Source organism: Thiothrix sp. UBA5583, from assembly GCA_002425225.1.
Lineage (GTDB): Bacteria > Pseudomonadota > Gammaproteobacteria > Thiotrichales > Thiotrichaceae > Thiothrix > Thiothrix moscowensis.
This window is the reverse complement of the sequence record DILV01000025.1, coordinates 20,595-46,750: the sequence shown is the minus strand read 5'-3', so window position 1 is coordinate 46,750 and position 26,156 is coordinate 20,595. Positions and strand designations below refer to the sequence as shown.

Here is a 26,156-nt window from a genome sequence, read left to right as displayed (position 1 = left end):
GGAAGGCATGGCAGGCATGAGCGGTATGTCTGGAATGCAAGGCATGTCCGGCATGGCTGGTGGTGCTGCTAACGGCGAGAAAGTCTATAAAGGTCTGTGCTTTAGCTGCCACGACATGGGCATTGCGGGCGCACCAAAATTGGGTGACAAGGCTGCTTGGGCGCCGCGCATTGCAACTGGCAACGATGCTCTCTACACATCTTCCCTGAAGGGCAAGAATGCAATGCCAGCCAAAGGCGGCAACCCTGCTCTGTCTGATGCCGAAGTCAAGGCCGCGGTTGATTTCATGGTTTCCAAAGCCAAGTAATCAACACGTTTCAGCGTGATCCTGAAAAAGCCCCGTTTCGGGGCTTTTTCTTTTTCCGGTATACTGCCCCTTTTTCGAGAAAATCAGGAAACCAGCGGCTGATGAATTCTGATCTTGCACGTCTGCAACCTTACCCGTTTGAAAAAATCCGCACTTTGCTGCAAGGTGTGGCTCCGGCTGATTTGCCTGCCGTTTCGTTGGCAATGGGGGAGCCAAAGCATCCCACGCCGGATTTTATCCATCAGGCGGTTGTTGCCAACATGGGTGGGTTTGCTAACTACCCGTTGACCAAAGGCATCCCAGCGTTGCGGGAAGCGATTGCAGGCTGGCTGACGCGGCGTTTCCAGTTGCCGCCGGGTTCCGTGGATGCGGAGCAGCATGTGCTGCCAGTCAACGGAACTCGTGAGGCTTTGTTCGCGTTTGCCCAGACCGTGGTGGAGCGCAGGGCAGATGCTGCGGTGGTCATGCCCAACCCGTTTTACCAGATCTACGAGGGAGCGGCATTGCTGGCGGGGGCTGAGCCGGTTTTTCTGCCCTGTACTGAGGACAACGGTTTTATCCCGGATTTTGCCGCCGTACCGGATGCGGTGTGGCAGCGTTGCCAGTTGCTGTACATTTGCAGCCCCGGCAACCCGACCGGTGCAGTCATGCCGCTGGAGACTCTCAGGCAGGTGTTGGAGCTGGCAGAAAAACACGATTTCATCATCGCGTCTGACGAGTGCTATTCCGAGCTGTATTTTGACGAAGACCAGCCTCCACCGGGGCTGCTACAGGCTGCCGCCCAAATGGGGAATACTGCTTGGAAGCGTTGTGTGGTATTCCATAGTCTTTCCAAGCGATCGAATGCGCCGGGGATGCGTTCCGGTTTTGTGGCTGGGGATGCAGCGGTACTGAAACAGTTCCTGTTGTTCCGCACCTATCACGGTTGTGCGATGCCACCGCCGTTTCAGGTCGCCAGTATCGCTGCCTGGAATGATGAAACGCATGTACAGGTCAACCGGGCATTGTACCGGCAGAAATTTGCCACAGTGATGGAAATCCTTGCACCGGTGCTGGATGTCAAACTGCCACAAGCCAGTTTCTATCTGTGGCCAGTAACCCCGGTGGATGATGAAATTTTTACCCGTGAGTTGTTTGCACGCGCCCATGTCAATGTTGTGCCGGGCAGTTATCTGTCTCGGGATGTGAATGGGCTGAATCCGGGGCGTAACCGGGTACGGCTGGCCTTGGTGGCTTCGCTGGAAGAATGTACCGAAGCGGCGGAACGTATCCGGCGCGTAACCGAAAACCTTTAAAAATCAGGAGAGAGACATGTCACAAGTTGCAGAACTGCAAGCAGTCATCGAGGAAGCGTTTGAACGCCGCGCCGACATCAACCCGCGTAATGCAGACGCCAAAACCCGCGATGCGGTCAATGCAGCGCTGGATTTGCTGAATCAGGGCAAGCTGCGGGTTGCCACCCAGCACGGGGTAGGCCAGTGGGAAGTCAACCAGTGGCTGAAAAAGGCGGTATTGCTGTCTTTCCGCCTGAATGACAACGAAGTGATGGATGGCGGCTGCACCCAGTATTACGACAAGGTTCCATCCAAATTTGCGGGGCTGAGTGCGGAAGAGTTTGCGGCAGGTGGTGTGCGTGTTGTGCCGAATGCGATTGCCCGCCGTGGTTCCTATATTGCTCCTGGCTGCGTGCTGATGCCTTCCTACGTCAATATTGGCGCGTATGTGGATAGTGGCACGATGGTGGATACCTGGGCAACCGTCGGTTCCTGTGCGCAAATCGGCAAAAACGTTCACCTTTCCGGTGGTGTAGGCATCGGTGGGGTGCTGGAGCCGGTACAGGCAGGCCCGACCATCATTGAAGACAACTGCTTCATCGGTGCGCGTTCCGAAGTGGTGGAAGGCGTGATCGTTGAAGAAGGTTCCGTCATTTCCATGGGCGTTTACATTGGTCAAAGTACCCGTATTTATGACCGTGAAACTGGCGAAGTCATGTATGGGCGTGTCCCGGCGGGTTCTGTGGTTGTTTCCGGCAACCTGCCTTCCAGCGATGGTAAATACAGTCTGTATTGTGCGGTTATTGTGAAGAAAGTGGATGCCAAAACCCGTGGCAAGGTGGGTATCAACGAATTGTTGCGTGATATTTGACGCTACATTGAACCTGTCGCACCAAATGGGGACTAATGTATTAGTCTATACTAATATATTAGTTTCCCGTGGGTATGAGGTCTGAGATGAAGTATGCATTGCTGCTTGCAACAAGTTTGCTGTGGGGGATGGCATCCAGTGCCGGGGCGCAGGTTTGTGTCAGCATGAATGCCGATGGCATCGAGAAAAAGGCTACCCCGCATCTGGAAACCATCAGCAAGTATTCCGGGCAATACGGGGTGGATACCGCGATGATCAAGGCGGTGATCGCGGTTGAATCTTGTTACAACAACACTGCCGTGTCACCCAAGGGGGCGCAGGGCTTGATGCAATTGATCCCGGCAACGGCGGCCCGCTTTGGTGTGGAGGATTCTTTCAACAGTACCCAGAATATTCATGCCGGAACCCGCTACCTGAGCTGGTTGATGCAACGTTATAACGGCGACTTGTATAAGGCGATTGCGGCTTACAATGCTGGGGAAGGGGCTGTCGACAAGTATCAGGGAATTCCCCCCTACAATGAAACCCAGCATTATGTCCGGCGAGTGCTGACCGTGTATAACCGTTTGAGTGGACAGGCGGTTGCCTTGCCTGCCGTGACCACAACGGGCGGTAAAGTATCCAAAGCAGGCGGGCGGGTTTCTGCGGTTTACCAGTCGCCCTTTGCGGGCAAACCGGGGCGTTCCGGCCTGATGGCAAACAAGGCCAAAGCACCGCATCTCTACAAACGCTGAAGTCTTTTTGTTGTGGGCAAGCATCATTGTATGATGCTATGCTTTTCTGCGTTTGTTCCTTGTGGTAAATCACCATCATACACTCACGGGCTAAATCATATAAAAATGAGGCATGAATAGGTATGTTTGAATTAATCAAGTCTGGCGGGATCATGATGTTTCCCCTGATCCTGAGTTCGGTCATTGCAGTAGCTATTATCATCGAACGTTTCATGTCGCTGCGTGTGGGCAAGGTTGTGCCCGCCGAAGATATTGAACGCGCCCGCAAACTGGCCGGTAGTAGTAAGTTGCAGGATGCACAGGTCGATGAATTGCGCAACAGTTCCCTGATGGGGCGGGTGTTGGCGACCGGGCTGGAAAGCCGTGAACTGCCGCGCCACATCATGAAGGAAAATGTCGAGGAAGCCGGGCGACACGCGGTGCAGGAACTGGAACGTTATCTGCCAGCGTTGGGCACGGTGGTGACGATTGCACCAATGATGGGTCTGTTGGGAACCGTGTTGGGCATGATAGGTGTTTTCAGTGCTATCAATGCCGCCGGAGTCGGCAACCCGCAGCAAATGGCTGGGGGGATTTCCGAAGCCCTGATTACCACCGTGGCGGGTTTGCTGATCGCCATCATCACACTGGTGTTTGAGCGCTATTTCAAGGCTAAGGTGGATGGCTATGTGGCAACCATGGAACGTGAAGCCCTGCGTCTGATCGAGATTGCTAATTCCAACCGTAAAACCATGCCCGCCATGCCTGCGGGTGCTGCGGCACGTCCTGCCCCGGCTGTGGCAGCTAGCACAGCTCAGCAACGTCCTGCTCCGGCTGCGGGAACACCTCCTGCACGTGGAGGGCGGCCTGCATGAAATTCCGTACCCGCGAACGTACCCACAGTGGTGTTGACCTGACATCACTGATTGATGTGGTGTTCATGTTGCTAATTTTTTTCATGGTAACAACCACCTTTGACAAAAATGCCGAACTCAAGATTGAACTGCCGACTGCCAGCAATACAGCGTCGACGGCTGTGCAGGACAAGCTGGAACTGTTGATCGACGGGCAGGGGCGTTATTACATCAATGGGCGCGAAGTGCTGAACAACCAACCGGAAACCCTGTTTCAGGCCATGAGCCAGACGCTGGAAGATTTGGGCAACAATACGCCACCGTTGGTGATTTCCGCTGATGCTAATGTCGATTATCAGGCGGTTGTTACGGCGATGGATATTGCCGGGCGCTTGGGTCTGACCAATTTCTCGCTGGCGACATCACAGTCAAGCCGCAAACCACAGGAATAGGATGAACATACCCCGCACGACTGGCTTGCAGGTTTACCGACGGCTGATTGGTTATTCGCTGACGTATGGGCATTACCTGTTGCTGGCTATCGTAGGGCTGATTGTCAGTGCCATTACCCAGCCGCTGTTTGCGTGGATTCTGGGGCCATTGCTGGATAAGGCGATCCTGCAACGTGATCAGGCGGTGATTGCATGGTTGCCGCTGGGCATTTTGGGGATTTTCCTGTTGCGTGGCGCTGCTATGTTCGTGTCGGGTTATTACATCGGGCTGGTGGGAAGACAAGTGACCAAAACCCTGCGTGATCAGGTGTTTGCCCACCTGTTGCGGATGCCGGTACGGTTTTTTGAGAATACGTCTTCTGGCAAGTTGCTGGCTTACGTCAGTTACTATATTGATCAGGTCGCCAATGCCAGTATTCGGGGTATCACGTCTCTGGTGCAGGATTCCGTCACCATTATCGGTTTGCTGGCGCTGATGTTTTATCAGAGTTGGCAACTGACGCTGGCAACGCTGGTGATTGCCCCACTGATTACCGTGGTTGTGGTGTATGCCACCCGCCGTTTGCGCCGTTTAAGCCACAAGGTACAGGATTCAGTGGGGCAGGTGACACAGATTGCCAATGAAATGATCCGTGGTTACAAAGTGGTGCGGATTTTCAACGGCGAGCAGTACGAGTCGCAGCGATTCTCGGCAGCCAATGAGGACAACATCAATCTGCAAATGAAACGCATGGTGACGGAGTTGCTCAGTACCCCGTTGGTGCAATTCATGGTGGCAGTGGCACTGGCGGCAATGGTGTATATTGCAACCCGTCAATCGACACTGGAAACCCTGTCTCCCGGTACGTTCATGTCTTTCATCATGTCGATGATCCTGATGCTGACCCCGATCCGCAACCTCACACAACTGAATGCACAATTGCAAACCGCGATTGCTGCCGGTGAAGGCATTTTTGAATTGCTGGACAGCCAGACCGAGCGTGACAACGGGACGCAAGTACTGCAACAGTGCCGGGGTGAAGTCGAATTCCGCGATGTGGCATTCGTTTACCCGGAAACCGACAAGACTGTGCTACGCAACATCAACCTGAAGGTCAAGCCGGGTGAGAAAATCGCGCTGGTGGGCAAATCAGGCAGTGGCAAGACCACGCTGGTGAACTTGTTGCCACGTTTCCATGATGTGCAAACTGGCGAAATCCGGCTGGATGGTGTGCTGTTGCAGGACATTCGTCTGCGTGATTTACGCAGCCATCTCGCTTATGTGGGGCAGGATATTGTGCTGTTCAATGATTCAGTACGTAACAACATTGCCTATGGTGACATGCGCGGGATGCAGGAAGAACGTATCCGCGCTGCGGCTGAAGCTGCCCATGCCTTGGAATTCATCGAAAAACTGCCACAAGGGTTTGATACGCTGATTGGTGACAACGGCGTGATGTTGTCAGGTGGGCAACGCCAGCGCCTGTCGATTGCCCGCGCCATCCTCTCTTCTGCGCAAATCCTGATTCTGGATGAGGCTACCTCTGCACTGGATACTGAATCCGAACGTCATATTCAGGCGGCGCTTGACCGTTTGCTGGAAAATCGTACCACCTTCATGATAGCCCACCGTCTTTCCACCATTGAAAATGCTGACCGGATTCTGGTCATGCAGGATGGGGAAATCATCGAATCCGGCAAACATGCCGACCTGTTGGTGCAGAATGGTCAGTACGCACGACTGCACGCGCTACAATTCCATGATGAAGCAAGCACTTGAACGCTGGTTGCTGAATGTCTGGTACGGCGATGGCTGGCTGGGCAAATACCTGCTGTTGCCATTGACCGGCGTTTTCTGTCTGCTGAGTGCTCTGAACCGCCAGTTGCAACGACGTAAACAGGTTAAACATGCTGTTCCGGTGATTGTGGTGGGCAACATTTCCGTCGGTGGCACTGGCAAGACACCGCTGGTGATCTGGTTGGTGGAACACTTGCGGGCGATGGGTTTCAAACCGGGGGTGGTAAGCCGGGGATATGGCGTAACCTTGGACAAGGGGGGATGGCGCGATGTTTCTGCCAATGCTTCCGCCAGTGAAGTTGGTGATGAACCTTTGCTGATCGTTCAACGCACCAATGTCTCTTTGGTAATTGGCAAAGACCGTAATCAAGCCATTTCCCGGCTTCTTGACCAGTATGCCTGCAACATCATCGTTGCTGATGACGGTTTGCAACATTACCGCATGGGGCGTGATCTGGAAATCTGCGTGGTGGATGGGCAACGGCGTTTTGGCAATGGCTTGTGCCTGCCTGCCGGACCATTACGTGAATCGCTCAGCCGTCTGTCAGCCTGTGATGTTGTGGCGATCAATGGTGAAAACATGCACATGCGGGGCGATACGCTGGTTAATCTCGCCACGGGTGAGCGCAAGCCATTACAGACTCTGACAGGGCAAAGTGTGCGAGTTGTGACGGGAATCGGTAATCCACAACGTTTCATCCACACTCTGGAACAGGCTGGTTTGCAGGTTGAGCCCTGTATTTACCCAGATCATCATGCTTTTTCCGGCAAGGAGCTGCATTTCGGGGATACCCGGCCTATCCTGATGACAGAGAAAGATGCGGTAAAATGCCGCCCATTCGCCAATCGCCATTGCTGGTATTTGCCAGTTGAGGCTGCGCTGGATGCCGAATTGACCCAAACATTGCTGACACATTTACAAGGATTTCATCATGGACAAGAAATTGCTGGAAATTCTGGCTTGCCCCGTGACCAAAGGGCCGCTGATTTATGACAAGGCCAAACAGGAACTGATTTCTAAATCGGCACGTCTGGCTTATCCGATCCGCGACAACATTCCGGTCATGTTGGAAGAGGAAGCCCGCCCTTTGACCCAGGAAGAGGTGGAGCAACTGGCTGAATGAATACGGTTCTGGTGATTCCTGCCCGCTACGGTTCTTCCCGTTTGCCGGGCAAACCCTTGCGTCTGCTGGCAGGCAAACCCTTGATCCAGCATGTGCATGAACGGGCACTGGAAGCGGGGTTCGCCACTGTGCTGGTGGCGACAGACGATGAACGCATCCGTGCTGTCTGTGCGGGTTTCGGGGCGCAGGTTGCGATGACGGCTTCCACCCATGAAACCGGCAGTGACCGGCTGGCAGAAGTGGTGCAACAACAGGGCTGGGCAGATGACACCATTGTGGTCAACCTGCAAGGTGACGAGCCCCTGACGCCAGTTGCCAATTTGCATCAGTTGGCGCGTAATCTGGCTCGTTTTCCGCAGGCGGGTATTGCCACGTTGGCTACACCGATTGCGGATGAAGCTGATTTTGTGAATCCGAATGTCGTCAAGGTCGTGCGGGATGAAACGGGCATGGCGTTGTATTTCAGCCGTGCCCTAATTCCGTTCCAGCGCGATGCGGGCATGGCAGTGCGGGACTATGCCTTGCGGCATATCGGCATGTATGCCTATCGGGCAAGTTTCCTTAAGGCATTTGCCGGATTGACACCAACGCTGCCGGAACAACTGGAAAAGCTGGAACAACTGCGGGCACTATCCTATGGCTACAAAATTCATGTGGATATGGCAATGCAAGTGCCAGGGGCTGGGGTAGATACGGAGGAAGACCTGCTGAAAGTTGAGGCGCTATTGCTGTAATATAACGAATCGCTAATTTTATTATATCCGAATATTCTGAATGATCATTGAGGAGGTCAATAATAACCATTTGACAGCTCAATGATGCTCTGTCACTATTCTGCAACAAAGATTGATAAATTTACGACAAAATCGTTCTGGAGGAGTTACATGCGTCGCGCAATCAACAAAACCTTGCTGGCATCATCTATTTTGCTTGCTCTCGGTTCTCAAGCTGCTTTTGCAACCAATGGTTTGGCACCTACTGGCGTAGGTATGGAACACCGTGCAATGGGTGGGGCAGGTGCTGGTTATGCTGCCAATACGATGAGCATGGGAACTAACCCTGCGTCAGGAGCCTTTATCCGCGATGGATATGATGTTGGTGTAGAGGTATTTATGCCAAGCCGGAAAGCTGAGTTTAATGGGACAGCCGTAGGTATGCCCGCTGATACTGAGTATGATGGAAATGGAAAAGATACCTTTTTTATTCCTGAAGCTGGATATAAGAAACAAATTAATGAAAAAGTTTCCGCCGGTGTTGTTGTTTATGGCAATGGTGGAATGAATACGTCTTATGAAAAAGCTAATCCTTTCGCTATTCCCTTGACATTTCCTGGTGCGCTCCCCGCAGGTGCAAGCATTGGTTCTGAAGCAGGGGTAGACTATCAGCAATTATTTGTATCTCCAACAATTTCTTATAAGATCAATGAGAATAATGCAGTCGGTATATCTGCCAACTTGGTTAGACATAAGATAAAAGTTAACCCAGGTTTTACTTTTCCGGGACATGCTTACAATTATGAGGACTCTACTGGTTTAGGTGCAACTGTAGGTTGGCAAGGTAAAATATCTCCTAGTGTTACTGCAGGTGTTTCACATAGAACCAAGGTGGCAATGGGGGATTTCGATACTTATACTTTTGGGGGGCATAAATCACTTGATGTTCCTGCCGCTACTACAGTAGGGGTTGCATGGCAAGCTACGCCTAAAACATTGGTGGCTGCTGATATTCAGCGTATTGATTATGCTAAGATTGATGCTGTCAAGGATGCTTTTGGTTGGGATAATCAAACCGTTTATAAGTTAGGTGTAAAGCACAAAGTTACAGATAAAGTTGCGATCATGGCAGGTGTAAATCGGGGTAAATCTCCTGTCGGCTCTGAAGATACAACTGCTGGTGTTTTGGCTCCTGCTGTAGTTGAAAATCATGTTTCCCTTGGTACAGAAGTGAAGCTATCATCTAAGTCTAAACTCATAGCATCTTATGTTCATGCTTTTGATAATACAGTTAAAGGCAGCAATAAAGATTTGGTTCAAGGCTCGGACTTGTTTGATTTGAGTATGGATCAGAATGCTGTCGGTGTTGCATACAGCGTAGAATTCTGAGCAAAAGAATTTGATAGGAGGAGAGTGAAGCGGGGCTAGTCTCCGCTTTTTTTATGCCTGCACTAGCGCAACACAGAATTTATATTGTCGACAATACCCATTGTGGATCAGTATTCTATCAATGCCTGGCTAGCTTGTTCAGCTACTGATTGTGTGCCTACTTGTGCGAGCTGGAAAGAAAATTTCCATTTGCCAAAAATGCTGCAATGCCGCATTTTATAAGGCTTGGAGCCTGTTTGCGTTGCAGCATTGTCGACAATTGTGCAAAAAATAATCATTTTTTGAGTGGAAATTAGCTGCTTTCCCGTTTTATCATCTGTGTCTCCGTCATCTTGGGTGTTGAAGGTAAGTATGGCTACGAAGCAGGTTGATGTTTTGCTGGTGGGCGCGGGGACAATGAGTGCAACCTTGGGTGTGTTGCTCAAACAGTTGAATCCTTCCCTGTCGATGGTAATGGTTGAGCGTCTGGAGGACGTTGCCATGGAAAGTACCAGTGGCTGGAATAATGCCGGTACTGGTCATGCTGCCTATTGCGAACTGAACTATACCCCGGAAAAACCGGACGGAACCGTTGATGCCAGCAAGGCGTTTGCAATCAATGAATCCTTTGAGCGTACCCTGCAATTCTGGTCTTACCTTGTCGAGCAGGGCGCATTGCCTGAACCCTCTTCCTTTATTAACCCGACACCTCACCTAAGTTTTGTCTGGGGCGACAAAAACGTTGAATTCTTGCGCAAACGCTTTGCAGCCATCGGGCAACATCACATGTTCGACGGGATGGAATACAGCGAAGATCCGGCAGTTTTGCGTGAATGGATGCCTTTGGTTATGGATGGGCGTGATCCTGCGCAAAAGGTTGCTGGAACACGGGTAATGCATGGTTCCGACATTAACTTTGGTTCCCTGACCCGCAGTATGGTTGGCAGCCTGCAAGCCTTTAGTGACTTTGAATTGCTGGCTGGTCACGATGTTAGCGCCATCAAGAAACAGCCTGATGGACGCTGGTATGTCCGTGCTACCAGTACAAACAGTATTTTTGATTCTGTCAGTTTCTCTGCCCGGTTTGTTTTTCTGGGTGCGGGTGGCGGTGCGTTGCCCCTGTTGCAGATGTCAGGAATTCCTGAAGGCAAAGGCTATGGCGGTTTTCCGGTCAGTGGTCAGTGGCTGGTATGCAAAAAGCCCGAGATTGTGCGCCAGCATTTCGCCAAGGTTTACGGCAAAGCCTCTATCGGTGCTCCGCCCATGTCGGTGCCGCATCTGGATACGCGCGTCATTGATGGTGAAAATGCCCTGCTGTTTGGGCCGTTTGCCGGTTTTACTACCAAATTCCTCAAACAGGGTTCTTTTACAGACCTGTTTGGTAGCATCCGGCTGAATAACTTGTGGCCGATGTTGAAAGTGGGTATGGGCAGCATGGATTTGATCCGTTACCTGATCACCGAGGTACTGCAAACCCACACGTCACGCATGAATGCCTTGCGTGAATATTTCCCCAATGCCAATAATGACGACTGGACACTGGCAACGGCTGGTCAGCGCGTGCAGATCATCAAGAAAGACCCGCAAAAAGGTGGCAAGCTGGAATTCGGTACTGAAGTACTGGCTGCAAAAGATGGCACTATTGCGGCGCTGCTGGGTGCTTCACCGGGGGCTTCTGTTACGGTGACAGCCATGTTGCAGGTGTTGGAAAAATGCTTTGTTGCTGACATGGCTTCCCCTGCGTGGCAAGCAAAACTCAAGCAGATGATTCCATCTTATGGTCAATCATTAATCAAAGACGTGGAGTTGTTACAGCATATCCGCGCTCATACTCTATCGACGCTTAAACTGGTCGAGGCAGAGGAACAGGCTGAAGCGGCAGCTTGAAACGGGTCGCATTATTGGCCTGATCAATGGTCAGGATTGAATTAATTTTATTGTCGACACTTTAACTGTCACATAACATCGGGCGACCATCAATCGCAAGAATTGTTGACACATAATTGAGAGATTCGCAAAAGCGGACACGAGGAGGAAGGGTAGTGCAATTGTACTGCCCGCAGGTGTTAGCCTGGAAAATTTTTACCGGTTTCGTTCACTTCATCAGACTCTGAGGAGACTTTTACATGACTATGACTCGTGAAGCGCAAATTGCAGCACTGAAAAAAGACTGGGCAGAAAACCCACGTTGGGCAAACGTCAAGCGCGGCTACACCGCAGAAGACGTCGTGCGTCTGCGCGGCTCTCTCCAGCCTGAATATACTCTGGCTAAGCGTGGTGCAGAAAAACTGTGGGAAAAAGTTAATGGCGGTGCTAAAAAAGGCTACGTCAATGCTTTTGGTGCTATCACTGCGGGTCAAGCCATGCAGCAAGCCAAAGCGGGCTTGGAAGCGGTTTACCTGTCCGGCTGGCAGGTTGCTGCTGACGGCAACACCTCTGAAACCATGTACCCTGACCAGTCCCTGTATGCGTATAACTCCGTACCTACTATGGTGCGTCGCATCAATAACACTTTCCAGCGTGCGGATGAAATTCAGTGGGCTAAAGGCATTAATCCAGGCGACGAAAACTTCATCGACTACTTCCTGCCAATCGTGGCGGATGCTGAAGCCGGTTTCGGTGGCGTCCTGAACGCTTTTGAACTGATGAAAAGCATGATCGTTGCTGGTGCTGCGGGCGTTCACTTTGAAGACCAGTTGGCTGCGGTGAAAAAGTGCGGTCACATGGGCGGTAAAGTGCTGGTTCCAACCAACGAAGCGGTTGAGAAGCTGATTGCAGCACGTTTCGCTGCTGACGTGATGGGCGTTCCTACCATCGTTCTGGCACGTACTGACGCTGAAGCAGCCAACCTGCTGACTTCCGACCACGACGCCAACGACAAGGCATTCCTGACTGGCGAGCGTACTGCTGAAGGTTTCTACCGCGTCAAGAACGGTCTGGAACAGGCCATCAGCCGTGGTATCGCTTACGCGCCTTACGCAGATCTGGTTTGGTGTGAAACCGGCACACCTGACATCGGCTTCGCGCGTGAATTCGCTCAGGCAGTACAAGCGGCGTGCCCTGGTCAGTTGCTGTCTTACAACTGCTCACCTTCCTTCAACTGGAAGAAGAACCTGTCTGACAGCCAGATCGCTTCCTTCCAAGAAGAGCTGTCCGCACTGGGCTACAAGTACCAGTTCATCACCCTGGCAGGTATCCACGTCAACTGGTACAACACCTTCCAGTTCGCGCACGCTTACGCTCGCGGCGAAGGCATGAAGCACTACGTCGAAATGGTACAAGAGCCAGAATTCGCTGCGCGTGACAAAGGTTACACCTTCGTCTCTCACCAGCAGGAAGTTGGCGTTGGTTACTTCGACGACGTTACCACGGTCATCCAGGGTGGCGCTTCTTCCGTAACTGCACTGACCGGTTCTACTGAAGAAGAGCAGTTCCACTAAGAACCCCCTCACCCCCTAACCCCCTCTCCCTCAAGGGGAGAGGGGGGACAGGAAATCTATTTTCTTACCCCTCTTCTTTCTTAGCCCCTCTCCCCTTGAGGGAGAGGGGTTGGGGTGAGGGGTACTCCGAAGGAGCATTCCTCATGACAGATTTCAAAACAGCCGACCTGCTCGACGCCAACGAAGACAAGCCACTGCAAGTGGTACAGCCGGGTTTCAACAACTACGGTGGTCGCAGCAAATTTTCTGGCGAAATCGTTACCATCAAGATTTACGAAGACAACTCACTGGTACGCGAACTGGTTGCCGAAGATGGCAAGGGCAAAGTGCTGGTGGTGGATGGCGGTGGTTCTACCCGTTGCGCCCTGCTGGGCGATATGCTCGCCGAAAAAGCGGTGAAAAACGGCTGGAATGGCATCGTCGTTTACGGTCTGATCCGCGATTCCGTGGACATCGGCCTGATGGATATTGGCGTAAAAGCCCTCGGCACTTTGCCGCTGAAGAGCGTCAAGCGTGGCGTGGGTTTGCGCAATGAAGTGGTACGTTTCCATGATGTCACGTTTACACCGGGGCAGTATCTGTATTCGGATGAGGACGGGATGATCGTGTCTCCCGTCCCCTTGCTTGGTGAGTAATCACTTGTCCAGTTGAAACTGGATTTCGCCACTTGGTGATTTGGCAGGTTCCTGCGGTTTGGCGGGAGCCTGCCCATCCAGTTGGAACGGAATGTCCCCACTGCCCGGACTTGTTGCCGGTTTGCCGTTTTCAATAGTGAAGTTCAACTCCTGCCCCTGTTGCACCTGTGCATGACCCTTGTCCAGCAAGGCCGTCACCAGCCCCGGCGAGAACATCACGATCACCGTCATGATCATCTGCAACACCACCCAGGGCACTGCTCCCCAGTAAATGTCGCTGCTTTTCACCTCTTTCGGCGCAACCCCGCGCAAATAGAACAGCGCAAACCCGAACGGCGGGTGCATGAACGAGGTCTGGATATTGATGCTCAAGGTAATGCCAAACCACACCAGCGCGGCGGTCGCAGCATCCGCACCACTAAAGCCCATCGCTTCCAGTTCCGGGGTGAGGATTTTCTGCGCCACCGGAGCCAGTAACGGTACGAGGATGAACACGATCTCAAAGAAATCGAGGAAAAACGCCAAAAAGAAAATGAACAGGTTGACGATGATCAGGAAGCTGACCCAGCCACCGGGCAAGTCACTAAACAGGCTTTCCACCCAATGCCCGCCATCCACGCCCTGGAACACCACCGAAAACGTGGTCGCCCCAATCAGGATGAACACCACCATCGAGGTGATACGCGCCGTATTCTTGTACGCCTGCTTGATCAGGCTTGCCCATTCTGCTGTACCGCCCAGTTGTTGGCGGCGCAGGAATGCCAGCAACACTGCACCCATCGCGCCCATTGCACCCGATTCAGTCGGGGTGGCAATCCCCAGCATGATCGTCCCCAGCACCAGAAAAATCAGCACGGCGGTAGGGATAATTCCGCGCAAGGCTTTCTTCCACAAGGCCGCGCCTTTCAGTTCGATCTTGTCTTCCGGTATCCCCGGCAGCCAGTCCGGGCGGATGCGGGTCAGGAAAAAGGTGTACAACAGGAACAGGCTGATCTGGAGGGCGGCGGGAATCCATGCCGCCAGATACATCGTGCCCACATCCGCGCTAGCCGTCGGCGTTTTCAACTGGTCGGCGAGGATGATCAGTACCAAGGAGGGCGGCACAATCTGCGCAATCGTCCCGGAAGCAGCCAGTACCCCGGTGGTGTAGCGCATGTTATAGCCATAACGCATCATAACGGGGAGCGAAATCATCGCCATTGCAATCACCTGCGCTGCCACCGTGCCGGTAATTGCCCCTAGCACAAAGCTGACCAGAATCACCGAATAGCCCAAGCCCCCACGCATCCGCCCGAACAACTGCCCCATCGAATCGAGCATATCCTCTGCCAGACGGCTACGTTCCAGTACTGCACCCATGAAGGTGAAAAACGGTATCGCCAGCAACAATTCATTGGCGATCACGCTACCAAAAATCCGCTGCGGGATGGCCTGCAAAAACTCCAGCGTAAAAAAGCCCATTTCAATCGAAATGAAGCCAAAGAACAGCCCCACCGCCATCAGTGAAAACGCCACCGGGAAGCCGAACAGCATGAACAGCACCAGCCCTGCGAACATCAGCGGCGGCATTATGTCCAGGGTTATCATTGCTCCGGCCTCTCGTAATGGGTGTCAAGCTGGATGTCGCCATGCAGGGCGGCAAGGCGTTTAATCAGTTCCGACAAGCCTTGCAGCACCAGCAGGAAAAAGCCCAGCGGCAAAATGAACTTGATCGGGTAACGCGGTAGCCCCCCGGCGTTGCTGGAATGTTCCAGGATTTCCCACGATGGCAGGAACAGCGTCTTCCACGACAGCCACGCAAACAGCGTACAGGCAGGCAACAGGAACAGCAGCAGGCCGATGATGTCGATCCACAACCGGGTGCGCTCGGAAACATTGCCGTAAACAATGTCCACCCTCACATGCCCGTTCTGCGCCAGCGTGTAAGACGTGCCCAGCATGACTGCCGCGCCGAACAGATACCACTGCAACTCCAGTGGCCAGTTATCGCTGAGATCAAGGCCATAGCGCAACAGGGCATTGCCCGCACTGACCACGCAGGCCAGCAGGATCAGCACGTTGGCCAGCCGCCCGAACCAGCCATTGAGGGTGTCAATGGCGTGGGAGAATTTTAGTAGCATGAAGAGTACCCCTCACCCCAACCCCGCACCCAGCCCCCTGAGGGGGCGTCCCTCAAGGGGAGAGGGGCTAAGAGAATAGGTTTCTTGCTCCCCCTCGCCCCTTGAGGGAGAGGGGGTTGGGGGGTGAGGGGTAGGGCGAAGGTAGGCATTCCCATAAACTTACAACTTCTTGCCAAACGCAAACTTGGCGTAAGACTGTTCCGCTACCCCAAACCATTGCGCTTGGTTGTTGCGGAATACTTTCCAGTCTTCATAGATTTTCTTGAATTTTTCGTTGGCCTTGGCTTCTTCCTCGAAGGTTTCCAGCGTAGCCTTGAAGCAGGCTTCCATGATTTCCTCGTTGAAGGAGCGCAATTTCACCCCGCTGCCCACCAGATTGGCGAGTGCCTGCGGGTTGAGTGCGTCGTACTTGGCTTGCATGTCGTTGTGTGCCAGTTGGCAAGCCGCTTCCCATGCCGCTTTGTAAGCATCCGGCAGTTTTTCCCATTGTTCCTTGTTGACGTAGAAGGAAAGCTGCGGGCCTGCTTCCCACCAGCCGGGGGTGTAGTAATTCTTGACGATCTTGGCGAAACCCAGTTTTTCGTCGTCGTAAGGGCCAACCCACTCGGCAGCGTCAATCGTGCCTTTTTCCATCGCAGGGTAGATTTCGCCGCCTGGCAATTGCTGCGGGACAACACCGAGTTTGCTCAGGACTTTGCCAGCGAAGCCACCGACACGGAATTTCAAACCTTCCAGATCTTTGACTGTGTTGATTTCCTTGTTGAACCAGCCGCCCATCTGCACGCCGGTATTGCCGCCCATGAAGTTGACCACGTTGTATTCGGCGAACAGTTCGCGCATCAGTTTCATGCCGTTGCCATGCAGCATCCACGCCGTTTGCTGGCGGGAGGTGAGACCGAAGGGGACTGCGCAATCAAACGCCAGCGCAGCATTTTTGCCGAAGTAGTAATAGGATGCAGTATGACCCGCTTCCACCGTACCATTTTGCACTGCATCCAGCACTTGCAGGCCGGGGACGATTTCACCTGCGGCGAATACTTTGACGGTGAATTTACCTTGCGTAATTTTGGCGAGTGCAGCGGCGAGGACATCTGATGCACCAAAAATGGTGTCGAGCGATTTGGGGAAACTGGAAGTCAGACGCCAGCTAACGGCGGGCAGATCGGCAGATTTTGCCTGTTCTTCAGCAACCAGCAGGGCAGGGGTGGCTACGGTCAGAGCTGCGGCGCTGACCGCAGCTTTCTTGAAAAATGAACGGCGTTCCATGGTCTCTCCTCTCTCATTTTTGACGTTAACTGTGGTGATATTAGTTCAGCAAAGTGATGCTTTCAAAAGCATCCATTTCGCCCATGACATTGCCCGCTCCGTCGTACTGAGTACCAGTACCAATGCTCGCTTTGACCTTGCGGTTTTTAAAGCTACCAGGCATTGCTGCTACATCGTTCCACGGGGTACACAAATCGGCGGCACACAAGCCGGAGTGGTCTTCGCCACGTTTGTCTGTAATAGTCAGATAGCAGTTGTCACCGCATTCATAGCTACTGATGACGCCTTCGATAGTGCGGGTGTTGCCACTTGACTGTTTGGGTTGGGCTGGCTGTGCATCCTGACTGGCAAGTTTTTCCAGAAAGGCATCGAAAGCATAAGCGCTCTTACCCTGCCATTCGATTTTGACCCAGGTGCCACTGCGCCCACCAATGGAATCGTTTTTGCCAGTGTTAGCTAGTACCTTGACTTTGCCGCCGGGGGGAACATTACCCAGCTTTTTGCCTGTGACATCGGGGGAATCACGCACTACCAGACTGGGTTGGGCACTGGATTTGTACCAGCCGTTGTTGTCGCTGCTGGTATCGGTTGCGTTGGCGATGATGTCGTTCAGCTCGGCAATGCGTGAGGTGTAGGTTTCCTTGAGGCAGTCAACATCTGTGCAGGTATCACGCTCCGCTAGCCATTCTTTTTGGGAGGCTTTCAATGCAGTGGTTTCTGAAGCGGCAGTTAGGGCTTTTTTGTAGGAAACAGCCAGCAAATCATCCAGGCTGGACAGTTGTTTGGTATTGCAGATGGTCTTTTCTGACCAGCTTTTGGCTTTGCTACAATCGAAGCTGGCAGCGGAGGCTGATTGCAGGGGGAGCAGAAGTATGGTCGCAAGCAAGACGAGTTTGGTAGGTGTTTTCATTATTGCTTCCTGTGTCGGTGGTTAGGGTGTTTTATGCTGACATTACGCAAACACAGGCGAACTGTAAACAGAGAATTTGCTTTGAATTTGAGTGGATTGGTTAAAACAAGTTCAGTTTGCATTCATTTTTCTATTCATTTTTCGTTAAGGTTGTGTGAGAATACAAGCACCCCAAGTTGAGTGACAGGATGTCGCTAATATCCCAAGGATGGGGTTTGCGGGGGGTGCGCCCACATCCCCCGCACGATTTTTTCAGTCCCGCCCCAACAAATTCCTCAATGCGGAATCCACCGGAACAAAAACTCCTTTTTCACCATTACCCACACCAGTGCCAATAACCCGGCATGAACAGCGGTGTTTACCCCAAAATCGTTGTACCCCGGTAGTGGTGTATTCATGATCGCCAGCAGCAGGAACACGTGGATGAAAAACACATACAGCGATGCCTGCCCCAACGGAATGAAAAACCACCCCAAAGCACGGTTAAGTGGTCGCCAGCACACGGTTAGCAGTGCATAAATGCTGATGAACAACACCACTACATTCAACAAGCGCCCAATACCAATCTTGTTTTTGGCAAAATACTCGCTATTAAGGTAATTGAATGTTTCCGCCGGAATCATGTTCAAGGTAATCCACTGAGAAATGTGGGGTAATGGATGATTCCATGTCAGAAAGATAAACCCTAACGATAGCAATACACTCGCCATAATCAACCATTTGCCCCACGCAGTGCGGAAAAAGGCCACAACTTCCTGTTTGTAATACCCGACCACAATACCGTGTACGTAGATCAACTGCCAGGCCATGATCGGGAAAGCGTATTCAAATTGCGCACCGGTTGGACGCAAGGACTGGAATGGCGCACCATAATGGATGGCATACACCACCCAACTAATCCCTAGCAGCAGTCCCACCCGTTGTTTGCTCAACATGAAAAACACCAAGGGTGTAATCAGGATGAACATCACCACATACATGCCAATCACCTGAAACTGATGCGGGCCGATTTGTAGCAGCAACGCCTTGCTGATCAGGGTCGACAAATTGGTATCCAGGGGCGGATAAAGCTGGTAGGTCTGGTTGATGGGCGCATCGTAAAAAGTGGTAATGACTGTGCTGTCGATCCACGGTACATAGCGGATTGCCGCCACCAGCAAGATCATCACCACACTGATGCGGTACAAATCCACCGAACGTTGTATCAGCCCCGGCATGGTCGCGGATAAGCCATCGCGTTTGACTTTCTTGCCGTACACCATCCCGACCACAATGCCGGACAGGATGACGAAAATCTCGGCGGTTGACACCATCCCAATCCGTTCCCAGCCAATAAACATCAGCAGGGAAAAAAACTCGAAGTGGCTGGCAAACAATAGTGGAATCACAAAGCCACGCATAAAGTCTAGGCGCAGGTCACGTGTTGCACCAGTTTCCGGGTATGCCCAGCTTGCGGGGATGCTGCTGGCGAATGAAGGAGGGGCTTGCAGGGTTTCTGTTCTCATGGAGTACCGCCATTTATCAGTTTTTATATCGCGTTCATCAATGCTATTGATTAGTATGACTGTAAGCAAGAGCGTACCGCCATACGGTACTGCCTGAACCCGTTACGCATACAACAATAATGCAAGGGAGAACGCCTGTGGCAACCCCAGCCAGATCTGCTGCGATACCGTACCTGTTTCTCGCCGCCATTGCCGGTGGTCTGCTGTTTTCTGCCTTGATGCGTCTCTTGTTGCATTTCAATGGCGGACATATCGACGAATACGATTACCTGTTTGTCGGCAAGCAATTGCTGGCAGGCAAGGAATGGTCAACCTATGGCTATATTTTTGGTTCCAATTTGAACTGGTACATCCTTGGGCTGGGGGAGGCTGTCGCTGGTTTGCCGGGGGCGCGGGCAGTGGCAGGTTTGTTTGGCCTGTTGTCGCTGGTTGGGGTGTATTTTTTCGTGCGCCAATTGTTCCAGTCGGTTGCAATTGCCTGGCTGGGTGTGGCACTGCTGGCGATGCAGGCAGCACATATTTTCATCAGCAAGTTTGCCACTTACGACATCATTGCCCTGGCGTTTTTCAGTTTGTCACTGGCTCCGTTGCTGCTGGCCTGCCAGCACGTGGGCAAGGCGCGTTATCTTGCCTTGCTGGCGGCCATCATCCTGTGTTCACTGGCTGTCACCAGTAAGTACGTGGTGGTGGCGTATGTGCCCTTGCTGACACTGGTTGCTGTGTGGTTGTCACCGCTGGTGGGGCTGCTGTTCGGTCTGGGCATGGCACTGGTGCTGGGGACTTATGTCGGCTGGCACTGGCAGGAGTTGCAGGGCTTGTACAACATCCAGATCAAGGGTACTCACGGGGCAAATTCCAATCATGCGTACATCTTGTGGGTTGAAACCCTGTATCTGGCTTTGCCGCTATTGCTATGGATGGCAGCACTGGGTTGGCAGTGGCGACAGCATCAGGGAGGCATCCTGCGTGATCGTACCATAGGGATCCTACTCGCTTTGCTGGTATTTGCCCTGCCACTGGCGGCGTATCACTTGCAGGGCAAGAACATGATTTCGCTGTATAAACATCTGGTATATGCATTGCTGTTCCTGATTCCGGCAATGGCATGGTTGTTGTGGCAGGTATTGCAGCAATACCAGTTTCGTTGGGGGGCGCAAGCTGTCGCGACCATGTTGGTACTGGGTATGGTGGGGCTGAATTACGCTTTCCTGCGTGATATGGAAAACGGCTACCCGGATGCCCGCCCGGTTATCGACGCCATCCAAGCTGAGCCACTGACCGAGAGCACGACTATTGCCAGCGAAGATCCTTACCTGATGCGCTATGCCGCTTTCGGCAGATTGTCACAAAATCGTATCAAGGAACTGGGCTGGATGGATAACAACATGGATGGCAAATTCGAGAAAAAGGATGTCGTCGAAGCCTTGTGGGATAAAAAATTCACTTACGTTTTCCTTAATAACCTGATTCAACCCAAAACCAACAACGACTTGCGCGGCGTGATGCAAAGCCGTGGCTACCAGAAAATACTCGAAATTCCCTGGCAAACCAGTGAAGTGATGAGCCGCCAGAAAAGCGGCGTGCTGGAATTGTACAAAAGCACCCAGCCGCCCCGTATTCCTGTCAGTGAAGATGCCATGTTCAGGTAAAGCCACATGAAACTCTGTTACCTGTTGCCTGTATTACTGTTGTGGTCGGAATGCTCTGTCGCAGGGATGCTCAGTGCCCGCCACGGGCAGGAATGTCTGGATGCAGAGTTGCTGGAATCCGGTTGGCTGCGAGCCAGTTACCGCACGGGTGATGCCTGCAACCAGCCAGCGTTTCCTGCCAGCCCTTATGTGCTGGACAGTGCCACCAAACCGGCACAGATGGAGTTGCGGGAGGCGGAAGGCAAACAAAACGCCAGTAGCGGACGAGTACAGCTAACGTTGGATAGTACGTCACTCTGTCTGGATGTGTACGATAAGGGTAAGCAACGTGCTGTCACGCGCGTTTGCCCCGGTACAGGTGAGCAAGGCTGGCTAACCCTGACTATGGACAGGGGTAACACCGAACAGCTTTACGGTCTGGGGCAGGCGCATCCCGCCCCCGGTAAACTGGATGGTGACTGGTTACAACGGGGCAAACGGGTTGCTGGCAGCAAATACGGCAACCAGATGGTGGATGCGCAAGGCGGTCTGGTTGGTAATACCCAGTTTCCGATCCTGTATGCCCTGGGCAAGGACATGACCCCGTGGGCGCTGTTTCTGGACAACCCTTACCCGCACAACTGGGATTTTCATGATGACCCGTTCAAGGTGGGGGTGAAAGGTGGTGATGACCTGCGTTTCTATGTGCGCCTTGGGGATTCACTAGCCGATTTGCGGCGTAGTTACATGCAACTGGTGGGTACGCCACTGGTTCCCAACCGCAAGCTGTTTGGTTTGTGGGTATCCGAATACGGTTATGATGACTGGGCGGAACTGGATGGGGTTAGCCAGTCCTTGCAGAAAAATGGTTTCCCGCTGGATGGCATGGTGCTGGATTTGCAGTGGTTCGGTGGTATCCGTGAAGATTCAGACGACAGCCGCATGGGGGCGCTAAGCTGGGATGAAAGCCATTTCCCCAACCCCGCCGACAAGATCAAAACCCTGGCTCAGCAACAGCATCTGGGTTTGATGCTGATTGAGGAATCCTACATCAGCAAAGGGTTGCCGGAGCATCAGAGACTGCATGAGCAGGGTTTGCTGGTCAAACAGCCTGATGGGCAGCCGGTGTATCTGGCGAAAAAACCCTGGTGGGGCAAGGGCGGCATGATCGACTGGAGCAACCCGGCAACCGGGGCATTTTGGCATGACTGGAAACGCCAGCCACTGGTGGAGATGGGCATTCTTGGACATTGGACGGATTTGGGTGAGCCAATGGATTATGCGGCTGACGGCGTTTACCACGGTTATTCCCCCGGCAAAACCAGTCATGCTGATGTGCATAACCTGTATAACCTGTTGTGGCATCGTTCAATTTTTGATGGCTATCAGCGTCATGGCAACCAGCAACGCCCTTTCATGCTGTCACGGGCGGGCGGGCCAGGAATGCAGCGTTACGGTGCTGGTATGTGGTCAGGTGATATTCCGGCACGGCTGTCAAACCTGGCGTCACATTTGAATGCGCAAATGCAGATGAGTTTGTCGGGCGTGGATTATTTCGGTTCGGATGCGGGTGGTTTTTACCGCAACTCGTTTGATGGCAAGCCGGAGGATTACAACACGCTATACACCCGCTGGTTTGCCGTTGCTGCGCTGATTGACCTGCCATTACGTCCACATGCCGATAATGTGTGCAATTGCTACCAGACCGCGCCAGACAAAGTGGGTGATGTTGCCAGCAATCTGGCCAATGTACGGCTGCGTTACGAATTGCTGCCGTATTACTATTCGCTGGCACACCGCGCCCACCGTACTGGCGACCCGATCATTGCCCCGGCCGTGTTGGCGGATGAGCATGACCCGAATTTGCGCGGTATGGGTGGGCAGAAACTGATTGGTGATCAGTTGCTGGCAGCACTCGAAACCCGCCCGGATAGCCGCACCTTGCGGGTTTACCTGCCTAAAGGTGAATGGTTCGATTACCACAGCCACACATGGCGCAGCAGCCAGGGTGAATGGCTGGAAGACGTGCCGTTGTTCCAGCACAAGGTTTACCGCTTGCCTCTGTATGCCCGTGCCGGGGCAATCATTCCCTTGCTGGAGGTCGGCAATGACAGTGCCGATGCTTTTGGACGCAAGCTAGGCAGCATGGAAAAACCTTCCCTGTTGAAACTGAAGATTTTCCCACATAGCCAGCCCACTGAATTCACCCTGTACGAAGATGACGGTGAAACCACCGCCTATTTGCAGGGCAAGGTACGTAGCACCCGCATCCGCCAGCAACGTGACACCGCCCGTCAGCAAGTGTGGATCGAAGCTGCCCAGGGTGATTATGCCAATGCGCCCCAGCAACGTGAAATCCAATTGGTGTTGGCAGAAATCGCTACGGTGGAAGCTGTGATGGTGGATGGCAAACCGCTGCCTGCGGCTGACAAAACCGGTTTCGGCTGGCAACGCAGCAATTCCAATACCCTGATGCTGCGCCTGCCTGCACTGGCAACGGCACAGGCACATCACATCGACATCCGCTATCAGGCGAAGGAGTCCCAATGATCCAGAATGTTCCGTTGTGGGTAGTCGTATTGCTGCTGGTGTCAATCGGGTGCAGCAGTGCCGCACAGATTTTCCAGAAACTGGCTGCCCACGATTTTGCCACCCATACCGGCCCAAAACTGCAATTATTGTTCAGGCGCAATATTGTGTTGAGTGTGCTGTTCCTTGGTACGGGTTTGCTGCTGTGGCTGGTGGTGCTGGGCAGGCTGGAACTGAGCATTGCCTACCCGATGCTCAGTCTGGGGTATGTGGTGGTGATGCTGGCGGCTCGCTGGTTGTTCCACGAAACTATTCCACCGCGTCGCTGGCTAGGTACTGCCCTGATCATGCTGGGAATTTCGCTGCTGGTAGGGGGTGTGGCATGAAATGGCTATTGCTGGCGACTTCGATTGTATGCGGTGCATTGGGGCAACTGTTCATGAAGGCAGGGATGCAGGCACTGGGTGCACTGACGGTTTTTTTCACGGCGCTACAAAACGGCAATGCCAGTGTGGAACAGTGGTTTGGCCTGCTGTGGGTGATGGCGGGTATTGCCTGTTACGCCATTGCCATGCTGGTGTGGATTTATGTGCTTGGTCATTTTGAGCTGAGCGTGGCGTACCCCTTGCTGAGCCTGGGGTACATTCTGGTCTATCTGGGCGCGGTGCTATGGCCCCGGATTGGCGAATCTTTCACGCTGGGCAAAACGGCGGGGATTGTGCTGATCATGCTGGGCGTGGCGCTGGTGGCAAAACCTTCCGAGGCAACACAACATGAATAACGAACGACCTTACCTTTCCATCATTATCCCGGCCTACAACGAGCAAAACCGCATTGCCGACTCGCTCTACAAGGTCAAGGATTACCTGTCTGCCCAGCCGTATCGCAGCGAAATCATTGTGGTAGATGATGGCAGCCGCGACCTGACGACCGAGGTGGTGAAATTCATCGACATCTACGGCAAGGAAACCAAGGAGCAGGACGAAGGCCAGTTGATGGAAAACATCAAGAACGTCGGCAAGGGCTTTTCCATTGCTCGCGGCATGATCAAGGCTTCCGGCGAGATCGTGTTGTTCAGCGATGCCGACCTTTCCACTCCGATTGAGGAAATCGAAAAGCTGCTGCCGTATTTTGCCCAGGGTTATGACGTGGTGATCGGTTCACGCAAGCTGACAGATTCCGAGGTGGAAAAGAAACCGTGGTATCGGGATGCAATGAGCCTGATCTTCAATATGGCGGTACGCACCCTGTCGGTTCCCGGCATCAAGGATACCCAGTGCGGTTTCAAGGCATACCGGCGCGAGGCAGCCCAGCGTATTGCCCTGTTACAACGCATTTACGGCTTCGGTTTTGATGTGGAGCATTTGTACATCGCCCGCAAGCAGGGTTTCAAAATCAAGGAAGTGGCGGTAAAGTGGGAACACATGGACGGTTCCAAAGTAGACCCGATCAAGGATTCTATCCGTATGTTTACTGATTTGTTGAAAATCCGCTGGCTGCACCGGGCGATGTGATGCAGTATTCCGTTGCCCCTTACGCTGCCGACCCGGCACATAGCCAAGGCCGCCGCTACCCGGAGGCCGCACCGCAGTACCGCAGTGAGTTCCAGCGTGACCGCGACCGTATCATCCATTCCAAGGCATTCCGGCGGCTGGAATACAAGACCCAGGTATTCGTCAATCACGAAGGCGACCTGTACCGTACCCGCCTGACCCATTCGCTGGAAGTGGCACAGATTGCCCGTTCCGTTGCCCGCAGCATGGGTCTGAATGAAGACCTGACGGAAGCCATTGCCCTTTCCCACGATCTCGGCCACACCCCGTTCGGTCATGCCGGGCAGGACGAACTCAACGACTGCATGAAGGCGTTCGGTGGTTTTGAACACAACCTGCAATCGCTGCGGGTAGTGGATGTGCTGGAAGATAGCTATGCTGATTTTCCCGGCATTAACCTGACCTTTGAAACCCGCGAAGGCATCCTCAAGCATTGCGCAGTCAAACACGCCGCCGCTTTGGGCGATGTGGGAGAGCGTTTCCTCAACAAAACCCAGCCGTCGCTGGAGGCGCAGCTTACCAATCTGGCAGATGAAATTGCCTACAATAACCATGACATTGAGGACGGTTTGCGTTCCGGTCTGATCACGCTGGCGCAGTTGCAGGAAGTGCCGGTGTTTGCTGCCGAATACGAGGCTGTGTTGAAGGCTTACCCTGATCTGCAAGGGCGGCGTCTGATCCGCGAAACCTTGCGCCGCATGATCGGGCGCATGGTGGTTGACCTGACCGAAAGCAGCCAGGCCGCCATTCTGGCTTCCGGGGTGCAAACACTGGCAGAGGTGCGTGCCCAGTCTGCCGCGCTGATACGTTACAGTGAGACCATGCGCAGCCAGAAAAACGTGCTGAAGAAGTTTTTGCGCGAAAACCTGTATTTCCACCCGACCGTCTACCGCATGACCTGGCGGGCTCGGCAAGTGGTACGGGCGCTGTTTGCCGCTTACATGCAGGATGTGCGTTTGCTCACACCCAAGTATCAGGCGTTTGCCAAACGTTATGAAGCCGAGACTGGCGAAGCGGGCAGGGCGCGGGCGATTGCCGATTTCATTGCGGGCATGACTGATCGTTACGCCATGCGCGAATACGGGCAGTTGTTTGATCTGGCAGGCTTGCGCTGAAC

The 26,156-nt window shown here is 53.1% G+C and carries 25 protein-coding genes; 20 read left to right on the top strand and 5 right to left on the bottom strand.

Annotated elements, in window-relative coordinates; genetic code table 11:
• The 14 genes from B2U47_RS08735 to rraA form a co-directional block, all read left to right on the top strand.
• Positions 1-307, top strand: a 307-nt coding sequence (locus B2U47_RS08735) for a c-type cytochrome (protein ID WP_296688323.1), incomplete at its 5' end; no start/stop codon positions are given.
• A 101-nt stretch (positions 308-408) separates the two neighbouring features.
• Entirely contained in the window at positions 409-1,602 is a 1,194-nt protein-coding gene (dapC, locus tag B2U47_RS08730; RefSeq protein ID WP_296680026.1) for a succinyldiaminopimelate transaminase, read from the top strand.
• A gap of 16 nt (positions 1,603-1,618) precedes the next feature.
• On the top strand, positions 1,619-2,452 hold the full coding sequence (dapD, locus tag B2U47_RS08725; protein WP_296680023.1) for a 2,3,4,5-tetrahydropyridine-2,6-dicarboxylate N-succinyltransferase: 834 nt from the start codon (positions 1,619-1,621) through the stop codon (positions 2,450-2,452).
• Between the two features lie 86 nt (positions 2,453-2,538).
• Positions 2,539-3,186, top strand: coding sequence for a lytic transglycosylase domain-containing protein (locus B2U47_RS08720; RefSeq protein WP_296680021.1), 648 nt, complete (start codon positions 2,539-2,541; stop codon positions 3,184-3,186).
• A gap of 122 nt (positions 3,187-3,308) precedes the next feature.
• Positions 3,309-4,040, top strand: a complete 732-nt coding sequence (locus B2U47_RS08715; protein WP_296680019.1) for a MotA/TolQ/ExbB proton channel family protein — start codon at positions 3,309-3,311, stop codon at positions 4,038-4,040.
• On the top strand, positions 4,037-4,471 hold the full coding sequence (locus B2U47_RS08710; RefSeq protein ID WP_296680017.1) for an ExbD/TolR family protein: 435 nt from the start codon (positions 4,037-4,039) through the stop codon (positions 4,469-4,471). Before B2U47_RS08715 ends, B2U47_RS08710 begins: the two co-directional genes overlap by 4 nt.
• A gap of 1 nt (position 4,472) precedes the next feature.
• Complete coding sequence (gene msbA, locus B2U47_RS08705) at positions 4,473-6,230, top strand: lipid A export permease/ATP-binding protein MsbA (protein ID WP_296680015.1); 1,758 nt, start codon at positions 4,473-4,475, stop codon at positions 6,228-6,230.
• The gene (lpxK, locus tag B2U47_RS08700) at positions 6,211-7,242 is read left to right on the top strand and encodes a tetraacyldisaccharide 4'-kinase (RefSeq protein WP_296680012.1); all 1,032 of its coding nucleotides are present in this window, start codon (positions 6,211-6,213) and stop codon (positions 7,240-7,242) included. Before msbA ends, lpxK begins: the two co-directional genes overlap by 20 nt.
• Entirely contained in the window at positions 7,181-7,372 is a 192-nt protein-coding gene (locus tag B2U47_RS08695; RefSeq protein WP_210219950.1) for a Trm112 family protein, read from the top strand. The genes lpxK and B2U47_RS08695 overlap by 62 nt, the downstream gene beginning before the upstream one ends.
• Positions 7,369-8,106, top strand: a complete 738-nt coding sequence (kdsB, locus tag B2U47_RS08690; protein ID WP_296680001.1) for a 3-deoxy-manno-octulosonate cytidylyltransferase — start codon at positions 7,369-7,371, stop codon at positions 8,104-8,106. Before B2U47_RS08695 ends, kdsB begins: the two co-directional genes overlap by 4 nt.
• Positions 8,107-8,256: 150 nt before the next feature.
• The gene (locus B2U47_RS08685) at positions 8,257-9,474 is read left to right on the top strand and encodes an OmpP1/FadL family transporter (protein ID WP_296679999.1); all 1,218 of its coding nucleotides are present in this window, start codon (positions 8,257-8,259) and stop codon (positions 9,472-9,474) included.
• 351 nt (positions 9,475-9,825) lie between these two features.
• A complete protein-coding gene (mqo, locus tag B2U47_RS08680; protein WP_296679998.1) occupies positions 9,826-11,340 on the top strand; it encodes a malate dehydrogenase (quinone) in 1,515 nt (504 codons plus the stop codon).
• Between the two features lie 239 nt (positions 11,341-11,579).
• Positions 11,580-12,893 (top strand): isocitrate lyase, encoded by a 1,314-nt coding sequence (gene aceA / locus B2U47_RS08675; RefSeq protein WP_296679996.1) that lies wholly within the window; start codon positions 11,580-11,582, stop codon positions 12,891-12,893.
• A 143-nt stretch (positions 12,894-13,036) separates the two neighbouring features.
• On the top strand, positions 13,037-13,528 hold the full coding sequence (gene rraA / locus B2U47_RS08670) for a ribonuclease E activity regulator RraA (RefSeq protein ID WP_296679994.1): 492 nt from the start codon (positions 13,037-13,039) through the stop codon (positions 13,526-13,528).
• On the opposite strand, the gene B2U47_RS08665 is transcribed toward rraA, so the two are convergent.
• From B2U47_RS08665 to opgC, 5 genes are all read right to left on the bottom strand, one after another.
• Entirely contained in the window at positions 13,529-15,115 is a 1,587-nt protein-coding gene (locus B2U47_RS08665; protein ID WP_296679991.1) for a TRAP transporter large permease, read from the bottom strand.
• Entirely contained in the window at positions 15,112-15,648 is a 537-nt protein-coding gene (locus B2U47_RS08660) for a TRAP transporter small permease subunit (protein ID WP_296679989.1), read from the bottom strand. Before B2U47_RS08660 ends, B2U47_RS08665 begins: the two co-directional genes overlap by 4 nt.
• Before the next feature lie 159 nt (positions 15,649-15,807).
• Entirely contained in the window at positions 15,808-16,914 is a 1,107-nt protein-coding gene (locus tag B2U47_RS08655; protein ID WP_296679987.1) for a TRAP transporter substrate-binding protein, read from the bottom strand.
• 40 nt (positions 16,915-16,954) lie between these two features.
• Complete coding sequence (locus B2U47_RS08650; protein WP_296679982.1) at positions 16,955-17,824, bottom strand: SH3 domain-containing protein; 870 nt, start codon at positions 17,822-17,824, stop codon at positions 16,955-16,957.
• Positions 17,825-18,099: 275 nt separating this feature from the next.
• Positions 18,100-19,329 carry an OpgC domain-containing protein gene (gene opgC, locus B2U47_RS08645; RefSeq protein WP_296679980.1) on the bottom strand — a complete coding sequence of 410 codons (1,230 nt, stop codon included), beginning with the start codon at positions 19,327-19,329 and terminating at the stop codon, positions 18,100-18,102.
• A gap of 137 nt (positions 19,330-19,466) precedes the next feature.
• Here opgC and B2U47_RS08640 point away from each other — a divergent pair, with 137 nt between their 5' ends.
• From B2U47_RS08640 to B2U47_RS08615, 6 genes are read left to right on the top strand one after another with little or no spacing between them, the layout of a single operon-like run.
• Positions 19,467-20,978: an ArnT family glycosyltransferase gene (locus B2U47_RS08640; RefSeq protein WP_296679978.1), complete on the top strand. Its 1,512-nt coding sequence runs from the start codon at positions 19,467-19,469 to the stop codon at positions 20,976-20,978.
• A gap of 6 nt (positions 20,979-20,984) precedes the next feature.
• Entirely contained in the window at positions 20,985-23,507 is a 2,523-nt protein-coding gene (locus B2U47_RS08635) for a TIM-barrel domain-containing protein (protein ID WP_296679976.1), read from the top strand.
• The gene (locus B2U47_RS08630) at positions 23,504-23,872 is read left to right on the top strand and encodes an EamA family transporter (protein WP_296679974.1); all 369 of its coding nucleotides are present in this window, start codon (positions 23,504-23,506) and stop codon (positions 23,870-23,872) included. Before B2U47_RS08635 ends, B2U47_RS08630 begins: the two co-directional genes overlap by 4 nt.
• A complete protein-coding gene (locus tag B2U47_RS08625; protein ID WP_296679971.1) occupies positions 23,869-24,267 on the top strand; it encodes a hypothetical protein in 399 nt (132 codons plus the stop codon). The genes B2U47_RS08630 and B2U47_RS08625 overlap by 4 nt, the downstream gene beginning before the upstream one ends.
• Entirely contained in the window at positions 24,260-25,000 is a 741-nt protein-coding gene (locus B2U47_RS08620; protein WP_296679969.1) for a dolichyl-phosphate beta-glucosyltransferase, read from the top strand. Before B2U47_RS08625 ends, B2U47_RS08620 begins: the two co-directional genes overlap by 8 nt.
• A complete protein-coding gene (locus tag B2U47_RS08615; protein WP_296679968.1) occupies positions 25,000-26,154 on the top strand; it encodes a deoxyguanosinetriphosphate triphosphohydrolase in 1,155 nt (384 codons plus the stop codon). Before B2U47_RS08620 ends, B2U47_RS08615 begins: the two co-directional genes overlap by 1 nt.
• Positions 26,155-26,156 lie beyond the last annotated feature (2 nt).

Coding starts and splice junctions, on each gene's coding strand:
- dapC (WP_296680026.1), top strand. CDS start 409: ATGAATTCTGATCTTGCACGTCTGCAACCTTACCCGTTTGAAAAAATC.
- dapD (WP_296680023.1), top strand. CDS start 1,619: ATGTCACAAGTTGCAGAACTGCAAGCAGTCATCGAGGAAGCGTTTGAA.
- B2U47_RS08720 (WP_296680021.1), top strand. CDS start 2,539: ATGAAGTATGCATTGCTGCTTGCAACAAGTTTGCTGTGGGGGATGGCA.
- B2U47_RS08715 (WP_296680019.1), top strand. CDS start 3,309: ATGTTTGAATTAATCAAGTCTGGCGGGATCATGATGTTTCCCCTGATC.
- B2U47_RS08710 (WP_296680017.1), top strand. CDS start 4,037: ATGAAATTCCGTACCCGCGAACGTACCCACAGTGGTGTTGACCTGACA.
- msbA (WP_296680015.1), top strand. CDS start 4,473: ATGAACATACCCCGCACGACTGGCTTGCAGGTTTACCGACGGCTGATT.
- lpxK (WP_296680012.1), top strand. CDS start 6,211: ATGATGAAGCAAGCACTTGAACGCTGGTTGCTGAATGTCTGGTACGGC.
- B2U47_RS08695 (WP_210219950.1), top strand. CDS start 7,181: ATGGACAAGAAATTGCTGGAAATTCTGGCTTGCCCCGTGACCAAAGGG.
- kdsB (WP_296680001.1), top strand. CDS start 7,369: ATGAATACGGTTCTGGTGATTCCTGCCCGCTACGGTTCTTCCCGTTTG.
- B2U47_RS08685 (WP_296679999.1), top strand. CDS start 8,257: ATGCGTCGCGCAATCAACAAAACCTTGCTGGCATCATCTATTTTGCTT.
- mqo (WP_296679998.1), top strand. CDS start 9,826: ATGGCTACGAAGCAGGTTGATGTTTTGCTGGTGGGCGCGGGGACAATG.
- aceA (WP_296679996.1), top strand. CDS start 11,580: ATGACTATGACTCGTGAAGCGCAAATTGCAGCACTGAAAAAAGACTGG.
- rraA (WP_296679994.1), top strand. CDS start 13,037: ATGACAGATTTCAAAACAGCCGACCTGCTCGACGCCAACGAAGACAAG.
- B2U47_RS08665 (WP_296679991.1), bottom strand. CDS start 15,115: ATGATAACCCTGGACATAATGCCGCCGCTGATGTTCGCAGGGCTGGTG.
- B2U47_RS08660 (WP_296679989.1), bottom strand. CDS start 15,648: ATGCTACTAAAATTCTCCCACGCCATTGACACCCTCAATGGCTGGTTC.
- B2U47_RS08655 (WP_296679987.1), bottom strand. CDS start 16,914: ATGGAACGCCGTTCATTTTTCAAGAAAGCTGCGGTCAGCGCCGCAGCT.
- B2U47_RS08650 (WP_296679982.1), bottom strand. CDS start 17,824: ATGAAAACACCTACCAAACTCGTCTTGCTTGCGACCATACTTCTGCTC.
- opgC (WP_296679980.1), bottom strand. CDS start 19,329: ATGAGAACAGAAACCCTGCAAGCCCCTCCTTCATTCGCCAGCAGCATC.
- B2U47_RS08635 (WP_296679976.1), top strand. CDS start 20,985: ATGAAACTCTGTTACCTGTTGCCTGTATTACTGTTGTGGTCGGAATGC.
- B2U47_RS08630 (WP_296679974.1), top strand. CDS start 23,504: ATGATCCAGAATGTTCCGTTGTGGGTAGTCGTATTGCTGCTGGTGTCA.
- B2U47_RS08625 (WP_296679971.1), top strand. CDS start 23,869: ATGAAATGGCTATTGCTGGCGACTTCGATTGTATGCGGTGCATTGGGG.
- B2U47_RS08620 (WP_296679969.1), top strand. CDS start 24,260: ATGAATAACGAACGACCTTACCTTTCCATCATTATCCCGGCCTACAAC.
- B2U47_RS08615 (WP_296679968.1), top strand. CDS start 25,000: ATGCAGTATTCCGTTGCCCCTTACGCTGCCGACCCGGCACATAGCCAA.